Source organism: uncultured Paraglaciecola sp. (assembly GCF_913020055.1).
Taxonomy (GTDB): Bacteria; Pseudomonadota; Gammaproteobacteria; order Enterobacterales; family Alteromonadaceae; genus Paraglaciecola.
The window spans coordinates 1-23,534 of record NZ_CAJWCF010000033.1 but is presented as its reverse complement, the minus strand read 5'-3'; the positions used below and the strand labels follow the sequence as shown (position 1 = coordinate 23,534).

General features: G+C 39.7%; 24 protein-coding genes. 13 read left to right on the top strand and 11 right to left on the bottom strand.

Annotation, left to right across the window (positions count from 1 at the left end; all coding sequences use genetic code 11):
* The first annotated feature begins 104 nt into the window (after positions 1–104).
* Entirely contained in the window at positions 105–905 is an 801-nt protein-coding gene (locus tag QZ488_RS09120; protein ID WP_293747828.1) for an ABC transporter substrate-binding protein, read from the top strand.
* Positions 906–912: 7 nt separating this feature from the next.
* Here QZ488_RS09120 and glnG read toward each other — a convergent pair whose 3' ends face one another.
* The 4 genes from glnG to glnA all read right to left on the bottom strand — a co-directional run bounded on the left by glnG (position 913) and on the right by glnA (position 5,576).
* The gene (gene glnG, locus QZ488_RS09115; RefSeq protein WP_293747826.1) at positions 913–2,319 is read right to left on the bottom strand and encodes a nitrogen regulation protein NR(I); all 1,407 of its coding nucleotides are present in this window, start codon (positions 2,317–2,319) and stop codon (positions 913–915) included.
* Positions 2,316–3,395: a nitrogen regulation protein NR(II) gene (glnL, locus tag QZ488_RS09110; RefSeq protein WP_293747824.1), complete on the bottom strand. Its 1,080-nt coding sequence runs from the start codon at positions 3,393–3,395 to the stop codon at positions 2,316–2,318. The genes glnG and glnL overlap by 4 nt, the downstream gene beginning before the upstream one ends.
* 91 nt (positions 3,396–3,486) lie before the next feature.
* Positions 3,487–4,014, bottom strand: a complete 528-nt coding sequence (locus tag QZ488_RS09105; RefSeq protein ID WP_293747822.1) for a DUF4124 domain-containing protein — start codon at positions 4,012–4,014, stop codon at positions 3,487–3,489.
* A gap of 152 nt (positions 4,015–4,166) precedes the next feature.
* The gene (glnA, locus tag QZ488_RS09100; protein WP_293747820.1) at positions 4,167–5,576 is read right to left on the bottom strand and encodes a glutamate--ammonia ligase; all 1,410 of its coding nucleotides are present in this window, start codon (positions 5,574–5,576) and stop codon (positions 4,167–4,169) included.
* 422 nt (positions 5,577–5,998) lie between these two features.
* On the opposite strand from glnA, the gene typA (QZ488_RS09095) reads away from it, so the two are divergent.
* The 3 genes from typA (QZ488_RS09095) to QZ488_RS09085 all read left to right on the top strand — a co-directional run bounded on the left by typA (QZ488_RS09095) (position 5,999) and on the right by QZ488_RS09085 (position 11,060).
* A complete protein-coding gene (typA, locus tag QZ488_RS09095; RefSeq protein WP_293747818.1) occupies positions 5,999–7,843 on the top strand; it encodes a translational GTPase TypA in 1,845 nt (614 codons plus the stop codon).
* A gap of 353 nt (positions 7,844–8,196) precedes the next feature.
* The gene (gene typA, locus QZ488_RS09090; protein WP_293747816.1) at positions 8,197–10,035 is read left to right on the top strand and encodes a translational GTPase TypA; all 1,839 of its coding nucleotides are present in this window, start codon (positions 8,197–8,199) and stop codon (positions 10,033–10,035) included.
* A 437-nt stretch (positions 10,036–10,472) separates the two neighbouring features.
* Positions 10,473–11,060: a tetratricopeptide repeat protein gene (locus QZ488_RS09085; protein ID WP_293747814.1), complete on the top strand. Its 588-nt coding sequence runs from the start codon at positions 10,473–10,475 to the stop codon at positions 11,058–11,060.
* Between the two features lie 34 nt (positions 11,061–11,094).
* Here the strand turns inward: QZ488_RS09085 and QZ488_RS09080 are convergent, their stop codons facing one another.
* Both QZ488_RS09080 and QZ488_RS09075 read right to left on the bottom strand, forming a co-directional pair.
* Complete coding sequence (locus QZ488_RS09080) at positions 11,095–11,481, bottom strand: hypothetical protein (protein ID WP_293747812.1); 387 nt, start codon at positions 11,479–11,481, stop codon at positions 11,095–11,097.
* A 77-nt stretch (positions 11,482–11,558) separates the two neighbouring features.
* Complete coding sequence (locus QZ488_RS09075) at positions 11,559–13,937, bottom strand: M28 family peptidase (protein ID WP_293747810.1); 2,379 nt, start codon at positions 13,935–13,937, stop codon at positions 11,559–11,561.
* Positions 13,938–14,348: 411 nt separating this feature from the next.
* Between QZ488_RS09075 and QZ488_RS09070 the strand changes: the two genes are divergently transcribed.
* Positions 14,349–14,561, top strand: coding sequence for a hypothetical protein (locus QZ488_RS09070; RefSeq protein WP_293747808.1), 213 nt, complete (start codon positions 14,349–14,351; stop codon positions 14,559–14,561).
* Positions 14,558–14,914, top strand: a complete 357-nt coding sequence (locus QZ488_RS09065) for a HopJ type III effector protein (protein ID WP_293747806.1) — start codon at positions 14,558–14,560, stop codon at positions 14,912–14,914. Before QZ488_RS09070 ends, QZ488_RS09065 begins: the two co-directional genes overlap by 4 nt.
* Before the next feature lie 9 nt (positions 14,915–14,923).
* Here QZ488_RS09065 and QZ488_RS09060 read toward each other — a convergent pair whose 3' ends face one another.
* Together QZ488_RS09060 and lspA are read right to left on the bottom strand one after the other, a co-directional pair.
* Complete coding sequence (locus tag QZ488_RS09060) at positions 14,924–15,103, bottom strand: hypothetical protein (protein ID WP_293747803.1); 180 nt, start codon at positions 15,101–15,103, stop codon at positions 14,924–14,926.
* 4 nt (positions 15,104–15,107) lie between these two features.
* Positions 15,108–15,605: a signal peptidase II gene (gene lspA, locus QZ488_RS09055; protein ID WP_293747801.1), complete on the bottom strand. Its 498-nt coding sequence runs from the start codon at positions 15,603–15,605 to the stop codon at positions 15,108–15,110.
* 292 nt (positions 15,606–15,897) lie between these two features.
* On the opposite strand from lspA, the gene QZ488_RS09050 reads away from it, so the two are divergent.
* The 5 genes from QZ488_RS09050 (at position 15,898) to QZ488_RS09030 (ending at position 18,928) form a co-directional block, all read left to right on the top strand.
* Positions 15,898–16,236, top strand: coding sequence for a P-II family nitrogen regulator (locus tag QZ488_RS09050; protein ID WP_293747799.1), 339 nt, complete (start codon positions 15,898–15,900; stop codon positions 16,234–16,236).
* A gap of 61 nt (positions 16,237–16,297) precedes the next feature.
* Positions 16,298–17,506, top strand: coding sequence for an ammonium transporter (locus tag QZ488_RS09045; protein ID WP_293747797.1), 1,209 nt, complete (start codon positions 16,298–16,300; stop codon positions 17,504–17,506).
* A gap of 154 nt (positions 17,507–17,660) precedes the next feature.
* Positions 17,661–18,179 (top strand): DUF4199 domain-containing protein, encoded by a 519-nt coding sequence (locus tag QZ488_RS09040; RefSeq protein WP_293747795.1) that lies wholly within the window; start codon positions 17,661–17,663, stop codon positions 18,177–18,179.
* A gap of 24 nt (positions 18,180–18,203) precedes the next feature.
* Positions 18,204–18,539, top strand: a complete 336-nt coding sequence (locus tag QZ488_RS09035) for a VOC family protein (protein WP_293747793.1) — start codon at positions 18,204–18,206, stop codon at positions 18,537–18,539.
* A gap of 14 nt (positions 18,540–18,553) precedes the next feature.
* The gene (locus QZ488_RS09030; protein WP_293747791.1) at positions 18,554–18,928 is read left to right on the top strand and encodes a hypothetical protein; all 375 of its coding nucleotides are present in this window, start codon (positions 18,554–18,556) and stop codon (positions 18,926–18,928) included.
* A gap of 26 nt (positions 18,929–18,954) precedes the next feature.
* On the opposite strand, the gene QZ488_RS09025 is transcribed toward QZ488_RS09030, so the two are convergent.
* Together QZ488_RS09025 and QZ488_RS09020 are read right to left on the bottom strand one after the other, a co-directional pair.
* Positions 18,955–20,832 carry a diguanylate cyclase gene (locus QZ488_RS09025; RefSeq protein WP_293747789.1) on the bottom strand — a complete coding sequence of 626 codons (1,878 nt, stop codon included), beginning with the start codon at positions 20,830–20,832 and terminating at the stop codon, positions 18,955–18,957.
* Positions 20,833–21,097: 265 nt separating this feature from the next.
* Positions 21,098–21,829: a glycosyltransferase gene (locus tag QZ488_RS09020; RefSeq protein ID WP_293747788.1), complete on the bottom strand. Its 732-nt coding sequence runs from the start codon at positions 21,827–21,829 to the stop codon at positions 21,098–21,100.
* 288 nt (positions 21,830–22,117) lie between these two features.
* Here QZ488_RS09020 and QZ488_RS09015 point away from each other — a divergent pair, with 288 nt between their 5' ends.
* On the top strand, positions 22,118–22,537 hold the full coding sequence (locus tag QZ488_RS09015; RefSeq protein WP_293747787.1) for a DUF2177 family protein: 420 nt from the start codon (positions 22,118–22,120) through the stop codon (positions 22,535–22,537).
* On the top strand, positions 22,534–23,211 hold the full coding sequence (locus tag QZ488_RS09010) for a hypothetical protein (RefSeq protein ID WP_293747785.1): 678 nt from the start codon (positions 22,534–22,536) through the stop codon (positions 23,209–23,211). Before QZ488_RS09015 ends, QZ488_RS09010 begins: the two co-directional genes overlap by 4 nt.
* Before the next feature lie 17 nt (positions 23,212–23,228).
* Here QZ488_RS09010 and QZ488_RS09005 read toward each other — a convergent pair.
* A partial coding sequence (locus QZ488_RS09005) for a DUF1353 domain-containing protein (RefSeq protein WP_293747782.1) occupies positions 23,229–23,534 on the bottom strand: 306 nt, incomplete at its 5' end.

The following is a 23,534-nucleotide window of genomic DNA, read 5'->3' as shown; positions in this document are numbered from 1 at the left end:
AGTATGAAACCCAAAAATTCACCATTAACCTTATTGCATAACTGTCAAATGTAGAAACATAATGTTATACGTTATAGACACTGTGTTGATAATACTCTAGTCCTATGAAAAAAAATTACTCACTTAACATATTATTATTCTTAATATTATGGGTTCTTGCACCCTTAGTCTATGCCAATAAACTAGTATTAAATGATATTGATTGGCCTCCCTATCTCTTCTCTGAATCTAAACACAATTTATCTGGTTTAGGAAAAGATGTGTTAAATGAATGTTTGCCTAAGAAAAATTTCACACTCACCTACAGCAAACTGCCAATCAAACGAACTCATCTATATATGCAAAGTGGCGAGTTGGACATTAGTCTATATAGTTATAAAAAGGAGCGTGAGGCATTCGTGGTATATGGCAAAGTGCCCATATTTACCACTGAATACGGTTTTGCCATGCGCGCAGACAGCAAGGTAGATATTCATAAAATTGAGGATTTACACCCTCTAATAATTGGACATTTGGCAGGTTTAACCTACACCCCTGAACTTTTAGCATTGATAGACAAGAAACGTCTTGTAGGTGAAATTAGCGAAGGACATAGTATTGACGCTATGTTTGCCCAGTTATTAAGTAGTAACCCTAGATTTGATATTATGCCTAATAGCAAACAAACATTTTATTGGCGAGCAAAAACCTTGGGGGTTGCCGATAAGATAAAAGTCCCTAAATTTACTGTCTCTTTTAGAGACTACTTTGTTACAGTTTCTAAAAACAGCAAAAATATCACTGACACTACTGGGTTTCTTACTTCCTTAGATAGCTGTATTACTCAAATGCACAATGATGGGCGTTATCTAGCATTACTGAAAAAATACGGCTTGGAAAACCTTGCCCAACCTAAATCACATTGACAGCCAGCTACATATTTAACTCTTTTAACTTTCTGGTAAGGGTATTTCTGCCCCAACCTAAACGTTTAGCCGCATCTTGTTTGTGTCCATGAGTGTAGTGTAAAGCACGCTCTAACAAAATCCTTTCAAAACTCATAATCGCATCATCTAAGATATTGTTATGCCCAGATTGCAACTGCGTATCTGCCCAGTTAGCAAGTAGCGTTTGCCAATCACCTGTTGTCGCCGTTTTGTCGATTGATACAGGTTGTTGGTGAATTTCTGGTGGTAAGTCGTGAGGCAATACTTCTTGACCGCTAGCCATTACCGTTAACCAACGACACATATTCTCCAGCTGACGTACATTCCCTGGCCAAGGTAAGTTAGATAGAATTTTTTTGGTTTCTTTGCTAAGAGATTTAACCTCTACAGCGAGTTCTGCTGCGGCTTTCTGTAAAAAATGTCCGGCTAATAAGGGAATATCTTCACGCCTTTCGCTGAGTGTGGGGATATGAATACGTATAACATTTAATCTGTGATACAAATCCTCTCTAAATTTACCTTCGGACACACGTAGTTCCAGATTTTGGTGAGTTGCAGCAATAATTCTGACATCGACTGTCACCGGGTTATGCCCGCCAACTCGGTAGAATTGTCCGTCAGCTAAAACTCGTAACAATCTAGTTTGTACATCTAGTGGCATGTCACCTATTTCATCTAAAAATAATGTGCCGCCATTAGCTTGTTCAAATCGTCCTTGTCTTGCCGCTTGAGCACCCGTAAATGCACCTTTTTCATGACCAAATAATTCAGACTCAATCAAATCTGCCGGTATTGCAGCCATGTTCAGAGCAATAAACGTATTGTTCGAGCGAGGGCTGTGACGATGTAACGCATGGGCCACCAATTCTTTACCTGTACCAGACTGACCATTAATCAAGACACTGATACTAGAACGAGACAGACGTCCAACGGCCCTAAATACCTCTTGCATGGCTGGTGCTTCACCAATAATTTCGGTCGCCTTGACCAGTTCAGGTGGTTGGTTTTTACTAGACTGTTCCCGTGAGTGAGTTAAGGCTCGTTGTACCAAATTTACAGCTTCATCAATATCGAAAGGTTTGGGTAGGTATTCAAATGCACCACTTTGATAAGCATTTACCGCACTGTCTAAATCAGAGTGTGCCGTCATAATGATCACAGGGATGTTTTCAAAACGTTTATGCACTTCACCCAATAAAACCATACCATCCATTTGTGGCATACGAATATCCGACACTATCACCTCAGGTGGTTGTCCGGTTTCTAATTGTAATAATAAATCTTCAGGGTTTTCAAAACTGAAGCAAGGTATATTTGCCGCCTGTAATGCTTTTTGTAATACCCAGCGAATCGAGCTGTCGTCATCTACTATCCATACAGGTTCTGCACTCATTTCTGGGGATCCTTTTTATCAATCGGTAAATATAATGTAAATTCTGTTCTGCCTGGCCAACTATCAACTTCAATTTTTCCTCGATGATGACCAATCAATGTTTGAGATATCGATAACCCCAAACCACTGCCCTCTTTTTTGCTAGTAACCATTGGGTAAAAAAGTGTGTTTTTAAGTTCGCTAGGTATACCAGGTCCGTTGTCGATAATTTGAATTTTTACACAAAGCGGAAAAGACGCCCCGTGAATAATTACTTGGCGCTCTATTCTAGTGACAATGGTTATTTCACCGGCGATTTCTCGATTGTCTGATAACACTTGCACACTATTTCGCACTATATTCAATGTGGCTTGCTGCAACATATCCTGGTCCAGATATATATCTGGAATGCTCGGGTCATAATCCCTTGTAATGAGAATATTATGGCTTGGATCCAGTTGCACCAAAGTACACACTTTTTCGAGTACCTTGTGTATATTTTGCCAATCAAAATTTGGCCGTAAATTTGGTCCCAACAAACGATCAACTAAATTAGTTAACCTGTCGGATTGTTCGATAATAACTTGGGTAAATTCTTGTAATTCCTCGCTGGGCAATTGTTTAGCAAGCAGTTGTGCTGCCCCTCTGATACCGCCCAAAGGGTTCTTAATTTCGTGGGCTAATCCACGTACAAGCTCTCGAGCGGCCTGTTGTTGAGCCCATTGGTGATTTTCTTGGCTTATTTTTTTCTGTTGTTCTACCAATCTAATTTCGAGCAATAATCGTTTATTTTGGTCTTCCAACATTCTGGTCACTGAGACATCAGCCTGCGTATGTCTACCATCAGTGAATTTAAAGGTAACTTCTCCATCAGAATACACTTCGCCATGTTGCATGGAATTTTGAAAACGCACAAAATCAAGACTCGAAGATGCAATAAACTGATTGAATGAATAACCGATTAACAAATTTAAACTACGCTCAAATACAGCTTGTGCCGCATGATTAGCATATTGCAGGATCATGTTGTCATCCAACACAAGCACAGCAGTTGACAGGTTATCTAATAAATTTTCAGTAGTAACAGACTCAGACATAAACTCAACATTCACGCACCCATATGGTGCAAAGTATTATTTAGCTGCTTAGATATAGATACTAATTTTTATACAATATGCTTATTTAGTACTAGTTGACATTGATCAGAGCAGAAGCTTTTTGCAGATAAAAGGTCTGCAACTTAGACGATGCAAGGATCTTGCCTGAGTTGTCGAGAAAATGAATTTGAATGGAATGAGCGCCTCGATTGACACTTTCCAGCTTAAACTGCCCATTTGATTGGGTTTTAACTACTTGATTATCAAAGACTAATTGAAACTTACCGGCCTTTTTAGGTAAAACATCCGCATTAATAGTGACTAAACCAGAATTATCACGCAATGTTTGCTCAGCTTGCGGAGAACGAATGGACACTAGATATTGCACTTCAGGCTTTAATTTTTTTGTTGGATTATTTTTACTATTCGGCTGGCTTGAAGCATTATTTAACGCAGGTACAACAACATTATTCATTGATGATAAGCTAACCGGCACAGCACCATCGCTACGAACATCACTGTAAACCGCAGTGCCATCAGCCTTTACCGTTTTGTAAACCACTTGTGCTGACACACTAATGCACAGAAACAATAAACAAATAACAGCGCTGAATTTCATTGTTCGTTTTCACTCCAAAAATCATCGGCACGATTGCCGCTGAACCAGTAAAATCAAGTGTAGCCTTATTACAGCTAAAAAAAAGCCCGCAAATGCGGGCTTGTTATTTATTTTAATAACTATCCGAGATAGCCAGCTAAAAGCTTGAAATATTAAACGCTGTAGTACATGTCAAACTCAACTGGGTGAGTTGTCATGTTAAGCGTTTCAACTTCCTGACTCTTAAGCTCGATATAAGCATCAATAGACTCATCAGACATAACGCCACCGGCTGTTAAGAACTCACGGTCGTTGTTAAGAGCTTCTAGTGCTTGCTCAAATGAACTACATACTTGAGGTATGGCTGCTGCTTCTTCTGCAGGTAAGTCATACAAGTCTTTGTCCATTGAATCGCCAGGGTGAATTTTGTTTTTAATCCCATCAAGGCCAGCCATCAACATAGCAGTGAATGCTAGGTAAGGGTTACCTGTTGGGTCAGGGAAACGCACTTCAATTCGACGAGCCCTATCACTAGTTACAAAAGGAATACGGATAGAAGCAGAACGGTTACGAGCAGAATATGCCAACATAACAGGCGCTTCAAAGCCAGGCACTAAACGTTTGTACGAGTTAGTAGAAGCATTAGTGAAAGCATTGATTGCGCGAGCATGTTTGATGATACCGCCAATGTAGAACAAGGCTTCTTCAGACATTCCGGCATATTTGTCACCAGCAAAGATGTTTTTACCATCTTTAGAAATTGATTGGTGAACGTGCATACCTGAACCGTTATCGCCAACTAAAGGCTTAGGCATAAAGGTAGCAGTCTGTCCGTAGGCATGTGCAACGTTATGCACTACATACTTATAAATTTGCACTTCATCAGCTTTCTTAACTAAAGTATTGAAAAGACATGCAATTTCGTTTTGACCAGCAGTCGCAACTTCATGGTGATGGGCTTCAACTGTTAAACCCATCTCTTCCATAACCATACACATAGCAGCACGGGTATCATGAGATGAATCAACAGGAGGAACAGGGAAATAACCGCCTTTAACACCAGGACGGTGAGCCATGTTGCCTTCTTCGAATTCAGCACCAGAATTCCATTTAGCTTCGCTTGAATCAATCTTAAACATCGAACCCGACATATCTGTGTGGAAACGTACGTCGTCAAACAAGAAAAACTCTGGCTCAGGACCAAACAATGCTGTGTCACCGATACCTGTAGATATCAAATATTCTTCTGCACGACGGGCTACTGATCGTGGGTCACGATCATAACCTTGCATCGTCATAGGTTCTAGAATGTCGCAACGGATATTGATTTGCGTTTCTTCAGCAAAGGGATCAAGAACTGCTGTTTCACCATCAGGCATCAAAATCATGTCTGATTCATTAATACCCTTCCAACCTAGGATAGAAGAACCATCAAACATTTTGCCTTCTTCGAAGAAGTCTTCATTCACTTGATGAGTAGGAATAGAAACGTGTTGTTCCTTACCTTTGGTATCGGTAAAGCGTAAATCAACAAATTTAGCTTCGCTTTCTTTAATAAGGTCTAAGGCCTTTTGTGCTGACATGGTGTCCTCCAGATTAAAAGTATAAATATATTAGTCGGAGTCAACTCACTCCAAATTCTAAAACTTGCCTATATAAAGCGATAATCATGCCACATACCTAAGTGATTGGAATGCCTTTTGTTTATGTCTTTTTAGAATAGAGTAAACGAAAAAAACATCATTGAACGCACCAATGCGGAGCATTTATGCACCAAAATTGATCAGGCGCACTTAAATACTCCAAATAGTGCCCATAATGTTAATGCAACGTTAGCCAATTGAGAGTCTTTCTTTTTTTTACACCTATATGCATTAGAAATTCGCTAAATGTAGGATAAAACTGTACAATCCGCGCCCATAAAATTTCAGTAACTAAGCTGCGTGTTACTTTAGCGAGTAATGGTCTTAAGTGACGCATGTGCGGCCCTAACAGAGAAAAGACAATGAGTTCATCAAACACCTCAATCGAAAACTTGAGGAATATAGCTATTATAGCCCACGTTGACCACGGCAAAACCACCCTAGTTGATAAGTTGTTACAACAATCGGGTACATTAGAAGAAAGTCGCGGCGAAGCCGAAGAACGTGTGATGGACTCAAACGACATCGAAAAAGAGCGTGGCATTACCATTCTTGCAAAAAACACGGCAATTAAATGGAATGAATTCCGCATCAATATAGTTGACACTCCTGGGCACGCCGATTTCGGTGGTGAAGTAGAGCGTGTTATGTCTATGGCCGATTCAGTATTGTTATTGGTTGATGCACAAGAAGGCCCTATGCCACAAACACGTTTTGTGACACAAAAAGCCTTTGCTCAAGGTTTGAAACCAATCGTTGTTATCAACAAAATTGATAAGCCAGGTGCACGTCCTGATTGGGTTATGGATCAAGTATTTGATTTGTTCGATAACTTAGGCGCAACTGACGATCAACTCGATTTTGAAGTAGTCTACGCATCAGCCATAAATGGTTGGGCTACCAACGATTTAGAAGTAGAAAGCGATAGCATGACGCCTTTGTTTGAAACAATCATCAAACACGTTAAGCCACCAGCTGCCGACATGAACAGCCCATTACAAATGCAAATTTCGCAACTTGATTACAACTCTTATGTAGGTGTAATTGGTATAGGTCGTATTACTAGTGGTTCAGTTAAGCCTAACCAAGCAGTGACTATTATTGGTGCTGACGGTAACACGCGTAATGGTAAAATTGGACAAGTACAAGGTTACTTAGGTTTAGAACGTCACGAAGTTGATTCTGCTGACGCGGGTGATATTGTTGCAATTACTGGTGTTGGCCAACTTAAAATCTCAGATACAGTGTGTGACCCGGCAACAGTGGTAGCGTTACCGCCTCTATCTGTTGATGAACCAACAGTCACCATGACATTCCAAGTTAATAACTCTCCTTTTGCAGGTAAAGAAGGTAAGTTTGTTACGTCACGTAATATCCTTGAGCGTTTGCAACACGAGCTGATCCACAACGTGGCACTGAAAGTTGAAGAAATACCTACTGACCCGGATAAATTCCGCGTATCAGGTCGTGGTGAACTTCACTTAGGCATCTTGATTGAAAACATGCGCCGTGAAGGCTACGAACTAGCCGTTTCTCGCCCAGAAGTGATTTTAAAAGACGTTGATGGTGCGACACACGAACCTTACGAGTCAGTGACTATTGATGTGGAAGAAGAACATCAAGGCTCCGTAATGGAGCAGTTGGGTACACGTAAAGGTGAGTTAACCAATATGGCACCAGATGGTAAAGGCCGTATACGTATGGACTTCATGATCCCTAGCCGTGGCTTGATTGGTTTCCAAACTGACTTTATGACCATGACCTCAGGATCTGGTTTGATGTACCACACGTTTGATCATTACGGCCCACACAAAGGTGGTGTAATTGGTCAGCGTAAAAATGGTGTATTGATTGCCAACGCAACCGGTAAAGCACTGACTAACGCCTTGTTTAATTTACAAAGTCGCGGACGTTTATTTATCGGCCACGGTCTTGAAGTATACGAAGGCATGATTATTGGTATTCATGCTCGTGAAAATGACTTAACCGTTAACGCCCTAAAAGGTAAGCAATTAACTAACGTACGTTCATCAGGTACCGACGAAGCGCAAAGCTTAGTGCCACCGATTGTTATGACGTTAGAACAAGCTCTTGAATTCATCGACAATGATGAATTGGTTGAAGTGACACCTGTCAGCATACGCCTTCGCAAAAAGTTATTGACTGAAAACCTGCGTAAGCAAGCTGGACGTCCGTCTAAAGGGTAAACTTTCGAGCTTCGAGCTTTTAAAAGATTAAATTAAAACCGGCTTTCGCCGGTTTTTTATTATCTACGCTAAAGTTAAGAATTATCAGCAACTAACACGGGCAACCTTTAAAATTTACCCGAAGATACAAATCCCAGTAAAATTTTAATATCGTTTTAATGTTCAAATGATTTGTCGCCTTTACTCTTTTAAAATGTATAATCCGCGCGCACAAAATTTCAGCAACTAAGCTACGTATTACTTTAGCGAGTAAAAGGGGCTGTTGGTTTTTCATAAGTCGTCGAGGATATATGAAAGATCAACAGCCCCTAGTCTTAAGTGACACATGTGTGGCCCTAAGAGAGTAAAAAACAATGAGTTCACCCAATACCTCAATCGAAAATTTGAGGAATATAGCTATTATAGCCCACGTTGACCACGGCAAAACCACCCTAGTTGATAAGTTATTACAACAGTCTGGCACCTTAGAAAGCCGCGGCGTAGCCGAAGAACGTGTGATGGACTCAAACGATATTGAAAAAGAACGTGGTATTACCATTCTTGCGAAAAACACTGCAATTAAATGGAACGAATTCCGCATCAATATAGTAGATACTCCTGGTCACGCCGATTTCGGTGGTGAAGTAGAGCGTGTTATGTCTATGGCCGATTCAGTATTGTTATTGGTTGATGCACAAGAAGGCCCTATGCCACAAACACGTTTTGTGACACAAAAAGCCTTTGCTCAAGGTTTGAAACCAATCGTTGTTATCAACAAAATTGATAAGCCGGGCGCTCGTCCTAGCTGGGTTATGGATCAAGTCTTTGATTTATTCGATAATTTAGGCGCAACTGACGACCAACTCGATTTTGAAGTCGTTTACGCATCAGCCATAAATGGTTGGGCAACTAACGACTTGGATGTACCTAGCGATAACATGACGCCTTTGTTTGAAACAATCATAAAACATGTTAAGCCGCCGGTTGCCGATATGCACGGCCCATTACAAATGCAAATTTCGCAACTTGATTACAACTCTTACGTGGGAGTAATCGGCATTGGTCGTATTACCAGTGGTTCGGTTAGACCTAATCAACAAGTGACGATAATTGGCGCTGATGGCAAAACTCGCAACGCTAAAGTTGGTCAAGTGCAAGGTTATTTAGGGCTACAGCGCCTAGAAGTAGATTCTGGTGACGCGGGTGACATTGTTGCAGTAACAGGTGTGGGTGAACTTAAGATCTCCGATACTATTTGTGATCCAAATACAGTTGTGGCATTACCGCCTCTTTCTGTTGATGAACCAACGGTGACCATGACCTTTCAAGTCAATAATTCACCGTTCTGTGGTAAAGAAGGTAAATACGTCACATCACGTAACATCTATGAACGATTGCAAACAGAATTAATCCACAATGTGGCGCTGAAAGTCGAAGAAACGCAAGATCCGGACAAGTTCCGTGTATCAGGTCGTGGTGAACTTCACTTAGGCATATTGATTGAAAATATGCGCCGAGAAGGATACGAACTAGCCGTTTCTCGCCCAGAAGTTATTTTGAAGCAAGTTGATGGTGTGACTCATGAACCTTTCGAAACTGTGACCATAGATGTTGAAGAACAGCATCAAGGTTCTATCATGGAACAGATTGGTACACGTAAAGGTGAATTAACTAATATGTCGCCAGATGGTAAAGGCCGTATTCGTATGGACTTTATGATCCCTAGCCGTGGCTTAATTGGTTTCCAAACAGACTTTATGACTATGACGTCTGGCTCTGGATTGATGTACCACACCTTCGATCATTACGGACCCCACAAAGGCGGAGAAATCGGCCAGCGTAAGAACGGTGTATTGATTGCTAACGCAACTGGTAAAGCACTGACTAACGCATTGTTTAACTTACAAGGACGTGGACGTTTATTTATCGGCCACGGTGTTGAAATATATGAAGGCATGGTTATCGGTATTCACACCCGTGAAAATGACTTAACGGTTAACGCCCTTAAAGGTAAGCAATTAACTAACGTACGTGCATCAGGTACAGACGAAGCACAAAGCTTGGTTCCGCCCATTGTTATGTCGTTAGAACAAGCACTTGAATTCATCGATAATGATGAATTGGTTGAAGTAACTCCTATCAGTACACGTATTCGTAAGAAGTTATTAACTGAAAACTTACGTAAACAAGCCGGTAGAACTCCCAAGTCTTAATTGCTCCTAGCATTTAAAACATTTCATAAAAGCCGGCTAACGCCGGCTTTTTATCGCACGGCAGTCGGCTATCAATTAATACTTCGAATGATAAATTCGCTATTTACATAGTGTCCGCATCAACGAGATGATTTATTCACCCCGTGACTTCGCAATTTTTATATCACTCGCAGAGTTCAAAAAGTTTCAGAAGCACAATCGACTTTGCATGAGTTTCAGTCTACTTTCTAAACGATCCCTCTTATGCTGAGATTTGAATAATAAATAAACAATTCCATCGTGGCTTGTTTAAATATACAGACTAGGAGAGTTATTCATGGATTCCGTTAGAAATTATCTGTTGTTTTTTTTATTAACAATTCAATGTAAATATCGTTTTCGCTAATTCACTGCCAGAAGAAGTTGCCGCTGCTTGTGGGGAGAATTCTTGCGATCTATTGTTTAAAAAGATTAAAAAGTTTGCCAAAAATGCCAGCTCACATGCACAAGCAGCATTAGCTCTTTTTTATCGCAGTGGTTACGGCACCGAAGTCGACAATGAACTTAGCCTTAAATATATGAAAAGAGCCGCCAAAAATAGCCTGCCTTTTGCTCAGTATGATTTAGGGATTTTATACAAACTAGGCCACACAGTTAAAGAAGACCAAGTTGAGAGTGAGTCATGGTTAAAGAAATCTGCAAAAGCTGGGTATAAACCAGCGATTACATTATTACGTAGTGAAGGTAAAATAACAGAAGAAGAAAATAAAATATTCTGGCCTGCCAATGATGAAAATGTGGAACGCATAACAATCACCAGAGAAAAGTTTAGTTTAACTGATTTGGTAGATTACTTAAGTTCGATGGGATATGGACGCAAAAATAATACCGGCTCACGAATTAGAGGAAAAGGATGTGGCAGTGGTAGTACAAGCTGCGTCAAATTGATAATGAATACGCCAATAGGAAACACTCATTTCGCTAACTTGATGTCTACTCTCAATACTGGGCAGACTGGCAGAATACAAGCTACTGGGACAAAATGAAAGTATTGGTACATAAGCTCAGCACATACGCTAACTATTGGTATATGCTGAGCAAACTTCGTTTAGTATAAACCCTCGCCTTCAAAAATTTATCCAGATACGGTTTAATCACTTTATCTAAGTCGCCATCTAAATCAGAGTTTGCGGCCTCCTCTGTATTAATACTTGCTAACTCGAGCAAAAACTTTCTGGCGATATCTTCGCGAACCAAACCTCTTGAAAAAATAGTCAACTGTTTGCTTGTGGCATTATATTCAACCGGCTTTGCTACTTTCGTTTTCTTCACTATTTTCGAACTAAGCACCACGCTAGACACTTGGCTTTCCCACTCGCTAGGCACCAATTTTAGTAATAGGCTAATTTCCTTTTTTGATAATGCATGAAAAGGTTCATTATTAAATTTTCCAATCACAACGTTCATATATACTCCTAATTCTCTAACTTCAATCAATAATAGTTCATTTTTTACATGGCATCAGAGTACATAATTGCACATTATTAAAGTTCGAATTTTGCGTAAATTAACGATTGGTCGCCAGACTGAGATGGAACCGATGTTTCACCTCGTGCTAGCAAAAACCTGTCAAATTCTTTAGGTACGCCAGGATAAGCCGCCATGACGATAATGCTTCTGTCTCTATCATTGTCAACTTTGGGTAACGAGATGAAATTCATAGTTATATCGATGCTTTTACAACTCACACCCCGGCAATGGTACTCATAAAACCCATTACGATTACTTTCATCATTTTGGTATTGAATACTTTCATCGCCTACTTTTATTGAAATTAACCCTAGTTCGATTGGTACAAATACTTTTACGTCACTTAGTTGAGCGTTTTCAACGTTAACTTGTGGTGTCGATATATGGGCACTAATTTGCATTTCACTTTTAACTAGCTGCTTATTTTTCACTTGAATTTCAGATGTAAATTGTTGTTGTGAAGCGACCTTAGTCGTACGAAATGACGCTCTACTCCAAGGTAAAACGGTTAAATCTGCTGTCGATTCTGGCAAAAAATCAATCTGCGACTTTGATAATTTATTATTACTGTAGCCTGAAGTAATAAAAGCTTTATTTTGTTCATTTTGCACATAATTTACATTTAATCTTTGCGGCATCCAAGCGCTATAAGCAGGCAGCAAGCTAGTCCAAATTAGCATTCCTAGGGTTAGAATCCCTATGCCAAAAACTAATTGTTTAAAGTGAAACGCATGCTCTGTTTTTATGCTTAACAGGGGCAATAACGCAACCATCACAAAACCTAACATCAAACCTATTGCTAGTGACATGCCGAAGCCAACCATTAGTTCCAAAATGTAGGCAATAGGCATAAACATAATGGCCATAACAACGGCATTGATTATAAATATTGAGCTGTAGACTAGACCAGAAGGTTGTTTAGACGACGCGGCTAATTGAGTCAAAACCGCTAGTCCTACAAGCCCACAACCAGTTGGTATTAAGAATAAAAAACTGACTCCAGTAAGCCAAATACTGCTCACTAGACTTAACAATGCCGATAGCAACACAGCCGAACTCAAAACGTTTGTTGCGGACAAGTTTTTGACTAACCACTTGCCTGCTATTAATCCCAGTAACAGAACACCAAACCACACAGAAAACTGCATTGGTACAGGGTTTGTGTGCCACGGTGAACCATGCCCGCTGAAATATTGCACACTTTGTAAGACCAAGAAACCGGCGGCAGCTGAGGTAACTAAAACGAAAATTAGACCGAAAAAGCTCTTAACTTGTTGTTTTAGATTTAGCTGTGGCAACTTTCGAAAATAGAAACTCAACAAAACAAATAACACTAATGAAAATATGGAAGCGACTAAACTGCCACTTTCACTCCACTGCACAATAAATAAACCTAAGATATCGCTGTAAACGATATTACCTAAATTGACCTGACTCAAATTGAGATCTTTAATTTGTTTAACAACACCCCACACGTTATCTCCATGATGCTGCAGGCTGCCACGGTCGAGATTTTTAAGGTTGTCTAAGGGTGTATGGTAATGAGCCAAACGATCGGCATGGGCAAAGTTTAAACCTTGTAAGCCATGTTGTTTGAAAACGGTTAGGTCGGTGTCGTTAGGTAAGAACTTATACACCTCATAAAATAAAGAACTACTTAAAGGTGCTGGTGTTGAGTTGCTATATAAACTAACAAGCCAACCACTGTCTTCGCCAGTTTCAAACATCACACTTTTACCGGAACTACCTCGCGCTTCAACATTGATCGCAAGCTTTAATTGTTTGGCAAGGGGATGTTGCTCCATAAAAGCTCGTGCACCAAATAAGCCGAATTCTTCACCTTCATTGAATAGTAAAACAATAGTGTTTACTGGTTGCTTGGTTAACGACAACAAACGTGCCGTTTCAAGTAAGGTGCCAACGGCTGCGCCAGCATCACTGCCCCCAGGACCTGCAGGAACCGAGTCATAGTGAGCCGCTAATAAAATGCCTTTATCTGTACTTGAACCTTGAATATGCACAATAATGTTTCTTACGTAAGTACATCGAGCATAGCCAAGTGTTGAGTCGTGGCATATAAATGTCGCTTGAATTTCAGCTTGATATCCCATCTTTTCTAATGAACTAACAATACGCTGTTCTACAATTCGATTGGCAGGGCTATCAACCGGATGCGGCACTTGTTCTTTAGTAAGATTCTGTAAAAAATTAAAGGCACGTTCACTTGAAAATACATCAACAGGAGCATCAGCGTTGACAGGAGAAATAGTCGTTGAATATTGAAACTTAACAAAAACGGCTAAAACACCAAGTACCAATAAGGTGAGCAACAAAGGTTTAATATTAAACTGTGGATTTTGCTCTGAAGAACCACTTGAATTGTTTGACTGCATCTCAAATCTCGATATTATTTTTAGGCACCCACACTACATTTTCTAAGCGTTAATGCCAATCATAAATGAGCGCAGATAAATCCTAAAAAACGTGGAAATAGAGCTTTCAAACATTTGCCCTGCATCTTTAACAAGATTACTCAGCTTAGGTTATTCGAAGGGCGTAAAGACGAATAAATAGTTAACAACCAAAGCAGCAAAAAGATAGAATAAAGATAAGCGCCCTAGCTTGTTGTCTCTCTGACTAAGTTTTTTATTTCTATTTTCATCCATTTAGGAGTTTCCCACATCACTATTGAAGTCACTTTTCGTTTATTACAAATAGACAAATTCCAAGCCATCACCCTAAACAGGGAAGTAGCAGGTACGACATACGATAAGCATCCAGAAAAAGCCTGTTTTGTTGGTACAGTGCATTTGAATGAAAGTTTAGATAATTTGGACGACCTGAATATATTTTGTGTGCGCCAACAAATACCTTTGCAAGACTGTGACATTCTTATTTCAGCCACATCAAAAAATATGGCCGATACCATTACAACACCAGTCTTTGTTAATAAAGTACTCAAACATATTGACTGCCAAATAACGTTTTCATTTGACGTAATAAAGGAAATAGTATGATTATTGATGATTTGCTTAGCATTCTGCGTCACGACCCAAAGGCCATTGACTTTAACCAAGTGATGCAGGTGATTAATCAATTTTATGTTTACACAGCAACTGATTTTAGCAATGGCAAATTACTGAACCATGCAGGCAGTAATGGGGGTTCCTGCAAGATTTTTTACTTTGCTCAATTACATCAATTAAGTGAATCCGAAACGCTTAGTCTATTTGGCAGCTATTACCGCAATGATGTATTGGCAAACCCTACTGGCACAGACCACGGTAATATTAGAAATTTTATGTTACACGGGTGGAAGGGGATAAAATTTGATAGCGCAGCCCTAACTAAATTAAAGAATAACGAGTAGATAATGAGGTTATTGAGTTTCTTCCTCAATCCACTTTTTAAGTAAAAGCGCAATTCGCTCACTGTCATTTTCTGCATAAACAAGCAACAAGTTAGCCATACCCTTTTTGGCTTTTACTTTGGGTTGTTGCCGGGCAAACAGTTTACTTAAAGGTGACTGATAGATACCTGATTTATCACTGTTTGCCATAGGATCAAACGTCCTTGGTGTCGACCTTTTGCTCTTTCGCAAACAACAATAAGAACACACCTAACATAATTGCCATATCAGCCACGTTAAAAATGCCTGTGCGTAAAGAGCCAAAACCTAGATTTAGAAAGTCGATCACTGCGCCGTTATTGGTAGCTCTGTCGTAAAAATTACTGATACCACCGGAAAAAATAAGCGCCAAAGAAGCTAATGCATATGCAGTTTGTGTCTTAGTTCTTAGGATGTAAATAAACAGAGCAGAAAGGATCAAACCTACCGCACAAACGAATATCCAAAATTTAGCAGAGTCTGACATACCACTGCCTAAACCTAAAAATGCCCCGGTATTTTCAGCGTAACCAATACGTAACAAATCCCCCCAGTAACTGGTCATCTCAAACTTTGGAAGATATTCAGCGGCATACCACTTAGTACCTTGGTCAATTCCGACACTGATTAAACAAATAACCAACAACATTTGTACTCGTTTTAGTATGCTCATCTATTTTTATTTGACCTTTATTTTGTAACGCCATTATCAATACGCGGCAATTATTCCACGTACTCTAGTGACAGTCTATCTTGACCAGTGTGGTTTATACGTTCGGATAAAAGAAAATCAAGATATGAAAAGACGTCAGCAAAAATACACTCAGCGATAGGCATTCAGCAAATGTTAATCAAGCGTTAAAAAAATAGACTTAATTATCATGTTTAGTTCTAAAGACTCTCCTCGCCTGCTCCTCAAGCTTCTGTAAAATGAAGTCAAAAACTACTGTCAGGAGCATATCAAATTGAAAAAAATAGAAGCCATAATTAAACCTTTTAAGCTCGAAGATGTAAGAGAAGCCTTAACTGATGCCGGCATTTCAGGACTCACCGTATCTGAAGTAAAAGGTTACGGACGTCAAAAGGGTCATACGGAAACCTATCGTGGGGCAGAATACAAAATAGACTTTTTACCCAAAGTAAAACTTGAGATAGCACTAAAAGATGATCAAGTTGAACGCTGTATTGAAGTTATCACAGCCAAAGCTAAAACCGGGAAAATTGGTGATGGCAAAATATTTGTCTTTGAAGTTGAACGCGCCATACGAATCCGCACCGCAGAAGAAGGCGATGATGCTGTTTAACAGATAACCTGTTAACCACAAATTTCCCTAGCATAATTCTAATTTTAAACTGAGAGTCAAAATGCAAGATATTAACAGCGCCGTTGAAACATTGGTGCAAAGCTCCAACACCTACTTTTTACTCATAGGTGCGATCATGGTGTTTGCCATGCATGCAGGATTTGCCTTTTTAGAAGTGGGCACCGTTAGGCACAAAAACCAAGTGAATGCGCTGGTCAAAATTATCACTGACTTTGCAGTGTCATGTATCGCCTATTTTTTCGTGGGTTATTGGATAGCATACGACGTTACCTTTTTTAGCTCCGCACAAGAGCTAGCGTCCAATAATGGTTATGATTTAGTGAAATTCTTTTTTCTAATGACTTTCGCTGCAGCCATCCCAGCCATCATCTCAGGAGGTATTGCTGAAAGAGCCAAATTTTATCCATTCTTAATTGCATCAGCGTTGATTGTTGCAGTGGTATATCCCTTCTTTGAAGGGATTATTTGGAACGGCAACTATGGCTTTCAAGCATGGCTAGAAAAAACCACAGGCGCCAGTTTCCATGACTTTGCTGGCTCTGTTGTAGTACACGGAATGGGTGGGTGGTTAGCCTTAGTTGCCGTATATTTCTTGGGTTTACGTAAAGGCCGCGAAAAAGACAACAGACTGATTGCCTTCGCTCCTTCCAACATCCCCTTTTTGGCCTTAGGTACTTGGATCCTATGTATTGGTTGGTTCGGCTTTAATGTTATGTCCGCACAAAGCATGGACGGAATAAGCGGATTAGTCGCAATGAATTCACTGATGGCGATGGTTGGCGGTATTTTAGCAGCGTTGTGGTTCGGCAAAAATGACCCTGGTTTTATTCATAATGGACCACTGGCAGGTTTAGTCGCGGTGTGTGCGGGTTCAGATGTAATGCATCCCATAGGTTCATTGTTTGTAGGACTCATAGCCGGTTGGATTTTTGTCAAACTGTTTACCATTATGCAGCAAACCAAGAAAATTGATGACGTATTGGGTGTCTGGCCATTACATGGCGTATGTGGCGCTTGGGGCGGAATTGCCGCTGGTATATTTGGTCTTGAGTCGCTAGGTGGATTGGGCGGCGTATCTTTCACCGCACAATTAATAGGTACCGTTGCAGGTATACTTGTTGCGCTAGTAGGTGGTGTGCTTGTGTATGGTCTTGTCAGTAAAGTGACCGCCATTCGACTCACTGAAGAAGAGGAGTTTAAAGGCGCCGATTTGAGTATTCATAGTATTGGTTCGGTTAATCACGACTAACTTAATTAAGCATTCAAGAGACTTCAGGAATGAAGTCTCTTTTTCAGTGTTGGTGGTTCAAAACGTTACTCTCACCCGTTTTTCCCCTGAAAATTTTATTTTTCGAATAAATAACATAAAGTAAGTATCTCAATAAATTTCGGATGATTACCCAATGAACTCTATACTTCACTTTGGCTGTATATATGGCCTAGCGTTAGTGACTAGTTTTTATGTGTCCCATTTAGTTTTAGGCACTAACCCAGACAATTTCACTAAAGGTGAGATTGTTGGATACAGCATGATGATCATCAGCTCATTTGCGGTGATTATGGGTATAAAAGACTTTAAGCAAAAACGCGCCCCATCGCCTCTAGGCCTCGTTGGTGCTTTGGGTGTTGGGCTGGGTATTAGTTTGATCGCATCACATATATTTGCTTTGTATAATTGGTTTTATTTAGAATTTATCAACCCTACATTTACTGCTACTTACGTGCAATATTCCGAACAAAAAATTCGCTCAAGCAACTTAGAACCTATGGTGATGGAGCAACAGCTAAAGGAGTTGGCCCACTACGCAGATTTAATGAGTAACAACTTTACTCAGTCTATGGTCATGTTTGCTACCGTCTTTTCTATCGGATTTCTATTTTCATTAATTAGTGCATTACTGCTTCGTACACCTCGAACATAACAACGATTTTTTTAGGAGAGTAACGTGGATTTAGGTCAGTTTTCGGTCAGTCTTACAGTAAAAGATATCGCTAAATCAAAAGCCTTTTATGAAACCTTAGGTTTTAAAGCTCACCCTGAGTGTGGTTCAATCAAAGATAAATGGCTTATTTTGCAAAAAGACAGCACTGTAATTGGTTTATTTGAAGGTATGTTCGAGTCCAATATCCTTACCTTTAATCCAACTGATGTCAGAACCATTGAGAAACACTTGAAAAACAATGGCGTTGCTATAGATACCCCTACTAAAGGTGAATCTGGCCCAACCCATTGTGTATTAAAAGATCCAGACGGCAATTCCATTATGTTCGATCAATTTTAAAGGGACTTAACACTATGTCTAATGAGTTTTCTTGCTGGAAATGTAACAGCACATTAGTCGACGTCATTATGCCTATGTCACGGCGTGAGGAGTGCGATAAATGTGGTACCGATCAACATGTGTGCAAAATGTGTGTGTACTATGTCAGGGGCCGTTGTGAAGAAGAAAGAGCAGAACATATAAGCGATACTGAGCGTGCAAACTTTTGTGATTATTTCAAACCCAGTGACGGCGAATTCAAACCCACTGATAAACAAAAATCTGCTCAAGCAAAAGCTCAATTAGCTGAGCTATTTGGTGATCCTATTCCAGAGGACGATACTAGCGACCTAGGATTAACACCTGCAGAACTAGCTGAAAAAAAACTAAGAGAATTATTAAATGGCTAATTCAGCTAAAGCATCAAAAATTGCCTTTAGCTCTGAATACAGTTGCGGCCCATACGTTTACCCCTATACAGCGCGTTGTCTGCTCGTTTAAACAGTATCTCAAATATTTCGTCTTGTTGAAATTGCGCCACCCCAGCAGTAATAGTAACGGGTACTTCAGGGGCGACAGTATTAGACAGTTGTTCACTCACTGCCAAACGTAATTTTTCTGCGATGGCTAGTGCGCCCTGTATTTCAGTATCAGGTAACAACAGCAAAAACTCTTCTCCCCCCCATCTTGTTATTTTATCTTGTTCTCGAATCAAATCGTTCACTATTTTAACCACAGACATTAATATTTTGTCACCGCTATCATGTCCATAAGAGTCATTAATGTTCTTAAAATTATCAAAGTCGAATAACACTATACTGCTTGGCTGACCTGAGCGGCGCAGTCTTTCAAAGGAAGTTTGTAAGTATTTCTGCAATCCATGGCGATTAAGCGCCCCGGTTAATTTATCAACTTCGGCTAACGTCTGCAGTTCGCGGTTAACTTGTTCTAACTCTTGGGTGCGCTGTTCGACTTTTGTTTCAAGGCCAGCTCCGAGCTCCTGTAACTCAAGGTTACGTTGTTGCAGTTGCAAAGATAATGATTCATTGCGACTTCGCACGTTGTTAAAATGGTTATTAATGACATAACCTTGGCAAATGATAAATCCCACAATACCTAAACTAAAAAAGCGACCAGTAGACACAACATCTAACATAAAAAGAATATCGTTTATGGCAAATATACTCAGAATAAGGCAACCAAGAATCATCATCTTTGCCGCTGGCAATTTTTTTACACTGGAAATGACTAGACAAGTTATAAGATAAAGAGTGACTATTAAACAAAAAATTTGATAACTCAGCAGAGAATAACCAATTATCTGTGTTGGGCTAACTAAAACAAATACCGAATACACCGCAGCAATCAGATAACACACCCTAGTGATTTTTGCTTTGAATGTTTGTGGGAAACAAAGCTGCATAAAATACAACAGCGTAGGTACGCCTAGGTAGAAGGTTAAATAATTTATTTTCAGACCTATACTAAAATTAATGCCTAAAAACTGTAAAACAAACAACATATGTTCGTTCGTAAATTCCTTAAGAAATAACAACATACATAAACAACCAAACACCAAAGGAAGTTTTTCATTAGGCCGTAAGTAAAATTGAATTAAGTAAAACGCGGCGGTAATAGTTAATACCCCAAGAATAAACATGCTAAGTGCTACTAAATCGCGTTGTGTCGCAAAAATCTCGTCCGCCGCACCAATCACAACAGGCGACCACAATCCGCCCCAGGCAGTGTGGTAGCTTGAAACCTGCAACGTTAACGTGAAACTATTTTGCTCATTCGGGACTAACACAATCTTGGCGTTATAACCGGGCTTGGCTGTGGACTTTGATTCTGAAACTTCGCCACCTGTTGCCACAAGATTGTCATTAATATACAGCCGATAAGCAGATTCAATTTGTGGGATTTGTATGGCTAAATCGAGCTTATCAAGTGGCAAGTTGACAGTGATATGATAGGTGCCAAAACCATTCACTTGGTTACCATCTTGGGCAGTTAACTGCCAGCCACTTATACCTCGAACAATACGCGCTTCATTGAGCAACTTTTGCACATCTTGAGGCTGAACAAGTTTACTTTCAAAAAATAGCCAGCCATCAGATAAAGCCACTTTGTTATCTGAAGAAAAATCTGTCGATTGAAGGAATACTTGTCCATTTTCCGCTGATTTTTTTACCGGCGTTAATGCGTTGCCAAAGTGCATAATAATAGGCATAAAAACGGCTACACAAACCAAAAACATCAAGACAGCCATCAACCTTGATAACAAGGTCATCCGACTTTGATTTAAGATTGACATGAAATGAATGCGATCCTTATTAACTTATTAGGAGGAAAATTCGTCTTCAAAGGCGATTTATGAGCAATATACTCAATAAATACTCTATTAGTAATAAAAAATTAAACACCTTTGCATTGCAGTTGCCCATACACCACTGATTAGTGAGTCGGCCTAATTCTAATCGAATTCATTTTGGATGTTTGCCGAAATAACAATATTACAGTTTAATCTGCCCGGTAGCCCTCTACTAGAAATGACTACTGACAAACGAATTATTGCTAAATTAATCTTGTGGCTTTTTAGCTACCTTGTTATCTGGGTAGTGGCTATTGAGCTCTAGTTGCTGTTCATAGGTTTTGTTCATCTCTTTGTCAGAACGCTTTAGGTAGTACATACATTTAAGAATTTGGTTTTTAAGTGCCTGACTGTATACCCCATTAGTTTGAAACCTAATGGCAGAGGTTTGACTAATATATGGCAACCTAATCGGTTTAACTTTCTTATTCAACTTTAAGCAGATTTCTGTATCTTCGAAAATATCAATTTCTGGAATAAGCCCTACATCAAACAACAACTGTTTTTGAGCAAACAAGCAATGGTCCAAATAATAGATCCCACGTCTATCACCGCGTATTCGATTTGAATACCAAGAAGTAAATTTCAACAATGAGTGTTGAATATTAAACTGATGAGTAAATGCCCCCCAGGGTATTTTAGATGCTTCATTCGTTAAGGCTTTAATCCCCTCAACATCTAAAATACTGCGTGGGTGATGAAGCAGCACCATATCAAATTTGGCTTGTTTGATACCCTCATTCAATCGACCTGCCCTCGAACAAATGTCAGTGCAAATTAACTTGGCTTTTGACTGCTTGATTAACGATTCAGTGTCATCAGCACTACCACCATCCACACAGATAATTTCTATACCTGCAACGCCATTATAGGCACTAAGGATCTTAGCTAGATAACCTGATTTGGATTCATTCAAAGTGGGAATAACAATAGTTAACAAACTTACTCCTCTAGGGGCTGTTGATCTTTCATACGTCCTCGAGACTGAGGTCATTTATTTGGATACCGAGGCGTTTGCCTTGAAGTTTAGTCATTCTAAACGAGAGGTAAACAACGAAGGTAGGCGAATAAATGGCCCAGCCCGAGGGTTTTCCTCAAAACGCACTTACTCGGCGTTGAAACCTGTTTATTTGGGTGACCAAACTTCACAGATTTCGCCTTGATTAAGCACATTTTGAGGAAAATATCGGTGACATATGAAAGATCAATAGCCCTTAATAGGAACTAGATGAAAACCAATTTAATGACTTATTTCACTATATTACTTAGCCTACTGATCCTTGATGGTATTTGGTTAGGTTTGGTTGCAAAGGATGGTTATCAGCTGGCAATGGGGCACATTATGCGCGAGCAGCCGATCATTTGGCCTTGGATTACTTTCTATCTGTTGTACCCAATAGCGATTTTAGTTTTAGCCATTAAGGTTCAATTACCTACACAAACTGGTTTTCATTTCATTTGGCGAGGTGTTGTTTTAGGCGCTGCTGCGTATGGTACTTACAACTTAACCAACTATGCATTGGTAGTTGATTGGCCTCTTTCAATTACGGTTAAAGACTGGCTTTGGGGAGTTATATTGACGTCATGCTGCGCTTGGACAGGCGGACGGGTGTGGTTAAAAATATCTATTCAGGAAAAAACTAAATGACATCCAAGCCATCCAGTAGTGCTCGCTTGATCAGTAATATAAAAAGTGCGATAGGGGCTAATTTATTACCAGGCCTATGTTTACAGTTGTTTGCCTTAACGATTGGCTTAAGTTATTTCTATTGGCCTGCTTCACAACCGACTTTTCAATTTTTTGCCGATTTAAAGGCTGAGTACGGTGTGGTCTATGCGGCAATTTCAACTGCATTGTTTGGTGGTCTGCTGCCTTTTATTTATATGTATTTGAGTGGCAAGATCCGATTTTTGCCTATTCAACAACTGATTTTTTATGTGCTAATTTGGGCCTTACTAGGCAGTATAATAAATGCATTTTATAATTTTCAGGTAGTGTTGTTTGGCGACGGAAATGACTGGCTGACCATAGTCAAAAAAAACGCTTTTGATCAGTTTGTATTTTCTACTTTTTTGACTGGGCCCTTTATTGCTCTGGCGTTTTTATGGAAGGATCAGCAGTTCAATTGGCAGAAAGCAAAAATGCAGTTTGCTGATCTCATCAAAGTACAAATTCCCACTACTGTGGTGACTACATGGATTATTTGGATCCCCGCGGTTAGTCTTATTTATATGATGCCAAGCAACTTACAAATTCCGTTGTTTAATCTGGTGTTATGCTTTTTTGTATTGATATTGGCTATCGTAAATGAGGATGTATAACTCCCCTTTTTTACAATCTAATTGGGTTTGTTTAGTTGTTTAAAGTTTTCACAACTAAAGTCACTATTAGCTTGCGCTTCGTCAGGGTAGACATCGTTGGCACCAAATTTAGCTACTGACCAATGGTAAGCTTTAGCCATTAATTTAGGCATGCCAGCTTCAAGCAACATATCGTGAAACAGTTGATCTACTTGTACTTTGGTTAACGGTATAGTATCTAAATATTGGTAAAGGGCATCGTGTACAAGACTGGCGTGCATACATAACTGCCAAAATACCTTTTTGTCTACTAATTGACCTTGCTCGGTGAGCGCTTGTATTGT

Bases quoted from the DNA above. Each gene is read 5' to 3' on its own strand.
- glnA (WP_293747820.1), bottom strand. From the start codon at position 5,576: ATGTCAGCACAAAAGGCCTTAGACCTTATTAAAGAAAGCGAAGCTAAA.
- QZ488_RS09060 (WP_293747803.1), bottom strand. From the start codon at position 15,103: ATGGCAAACAGTGATAAATCAGGTATCTATCAGTCACCTTTAAGTAAA.
- typA (WP_293747818.1), top strand. From the start codon at position 5,999: ATGAGTTCATCAAACACCTCAATCGAAAACTTGAGGAATATAGCTATT.
- QZ488_RS09040 (WP_293747795.1), top strand. From the start codon at position 17,661: ATGAACTCTATACTTCACTTTGGCTGTATATATGGCCTAGCGTTAGTG.
- QZ488_RS09030 (WP_293747791.1), top strand. From the start codon at position 18,554: ATGTCTAATGAGTTTTCTTGCTGGAAATGTAACAGCACATTAGTCGAC.
- QZ488_RS09025 (WP_293747789.1), bottom strand. From the start codon at position 20,832: ATGTCAATCTTAAATCAAAGTCGGATGACCTTGTTATCAAGGTTGATG.
- QZ488_RS09065 (WP_293747806.1), top strand. From the start codon at position 14,558: ATGATTATTGATGATTTGCTTAGCATTCTGCGTCACGACCCAAAGGCC.
- QZ488_RS09010 (WP_293747785.1), top strand. From the start codon at position 22,534: ATGACATCCAAGCCATCCAGTAGTGCTCGCTTGATCAGTAATATAAAA.
- QZ488_RS09120 (WP_293747828.1), top strand. From the start codon at position 105: ATGAAAAAAAATTACTCACTTAACATATTATTATTCTTAATATTATGG.
- typA (WP_293747816.1), top strand. From the start codon at position 8,197: ATGAGTTCACCCAATACCTCAATCGAAAATTTGAGGAATATAGCTATT.
- QZ488_RS09045 (WP_293747797.1), top strand. From the start codon at position 16,298: ATGCAAGATATTAACAGCGCCGTTGAAACATTGGTGCAAAGCTCCAAC.
- QZ488_RS09075 (WP_293747810.1), bottom strand. From the start codon at position 13,937: ATGCAGTCAAACAATTCAAGTGGTTCTTCAGAGCAAAATCCACAGTTT.
- glnL (WP_293747824.1), bottom strand. From the start codon at position 3,395: ATGTCTGAGTCTGTTACTACTGAAAATTTATTAGATAACCTGTCAACT.
- glnG (WP_293747826.1), bottom strand. From the start codon at position 2,319: ATGAGTGCAGAACCTGTATGGATAGTAGATGACGACAGCTCGATTCGC.
- QZ488_RS09080 (WP_293747812.1), bottom strand. From the start codon at position 11,481: ATGAACGTTGTGATTGGAAAATTTAATAATGAACCTTTTCATGCATTA.
- QZ488_RS09015 (WP_293747787.1), top strand. From the start codon at position 22,118: ATGAAAACCAATTTAATGACTTATTTCACTATATTACTTAGCCTACTG.
- lspA (WP_293747801.1), bottom strand. From the start codon at position 15,605: ATGAGCATACTAAAACGAGTACAAATGTTGTTGGTTATTTGTTTAATC.
- QZ488_RS09105 (WP_293747822.1), bottom strand. From the start codon at position 4,014: ATGAAATTCAGCGCTGTTATTTGTTTATTGTTTCTGTGCATTAGTGTG.